This is a genomic window from Micrococcus sp. HG099, assembly GCF_024723355.1.
GTDB lineage: Bacteria > Actinomycetota > Actinomycetes > Actinomycetales > Micrococcaceae > Micrococcus > Micrococcus endophyticus.
Genome location: NZ_JANQCJ010000242.1, coordinates 1 through 1,337 on the forward strand (window position 1 = coordinate 1; position 1,337 = coordinate 1,337).

The window sequence follows — 1,337 nt, forward strand, 5'->3', positions numbered from 1 at the left end:
CCCTGGGCCTGGCCGCCGTCGCCCTGGTGGCGCTGAGCGCGTGCGCGCGCACCGAGCCCGCGCCGGAGCCCGCCCCGTCCACGGCGTCGGCCACCGCGCTGCCGCCCATGGACATGGCGCCCTTCACCGTGGACGTGCCCTCCCTGGACCTGGACCGGGTGCCGGGCGCGAGCATCGCCGTCCTCGAGGGCACGGACCCGGACCACCGCGGCGCGTGGCTGCAGGTGCCGGAGGCGCCCGCCTGGACGGAGTCCATGGCCGGCTCCGTGCGCGGCCAGATCGACGCCTACCGCCGGGACACGGACCGCGGGGCGGACCCCCGCCTGGAGGTGCAGCCCCGGCTCGCCGTGGTGGGCGAGGACATCGCCGCGGCCCGCCTGCTCTCCACGGAGACCCGGGGCACGGACTCCGTCTCCAGCTCGCACGTGGTCTGGTACTCGGCCCGCGAGGACCGGGTGCTCGAGACCCGGGACCTCTTCACGGACGAGGGCTGGGACGCGTTCCGCACCGAGGTCCGCCAGCGCATGAAGAACGACCCGGACGTGGTCCGCGAGCGCCTCGCCTCGGCCGTGGACTCCCCGGAGCTGGTGGAGAACCGCCGCATCTGGGACGCCGTGGTGCTGCTGCCGGACGGCAGCGTGATGCTGGAGGCGGACCAGGCTTCCATGGCCCCGGCCGCCGCCGGCGTCCTCACCGTGCGCATCCCGCGGGACACGGCCGCCCCGTGGCTCTCAGACCTCGGCGACGCCGCCACGGACGCCGCGCGGACGCCCGCGGACCTGCGCCTGCCGGACCGCTCCACGCCGTCCCCGTCGACGTCGGCCCCCGAACCGGCCGAGTCCTCGTGGACCCCGGAGGCGACCGGCGCCCCGGTCCCGCCGCGCGTGCCGGTGCCGGACCCCACGACGACGGCCCCGTCCGTCGACCCGGGCGGGGACCGCGACCCGTCCACCTCCTCGGCCCCGCCCTCCTCCCGCCCGGGGACCACGGCGCCGGCCCCGTCGCCGGACCCCAGCACCCCGGACCCCACCACCTCCGCGCCGACCGCCCCGGAGCCCGACCCCTCGACGACGACGGCGCCCCCGCGCCCGGCGCCGACCAGCCCGACGCCCACGCCGACGCCGACCCCGTCGACTCCCACGCCGACGCCGACGCCCACGACGCCCACCCCGACCCCGACCGAGACGGGGACCACGGCCCCGCCGACCGACCCGGAGCCGGAGCCCGAGCCGGAGCCGACGACGCCGCAGCCGAGCGCCACGAGCGCCTCCGGCCCCGGGACCCCGGGTGCGCCGGGCCGGCCGTCCGACCCCGGGGTGCCCGGGCCGCCCTCCGAC

At 79.5% G+C, this 1,337-nt stretch carries 1 protein-coding gene; it reads left to right on the forward strand.

The window, feature by feature from the left end:
- A partial coding sequence (locus NWP10_RS11965; RefSeq protein WP_309137730.1) for a hypothetical protein occupies positions 1–1,337 on the forward strand: 1,337 nt, incomplete at both ends.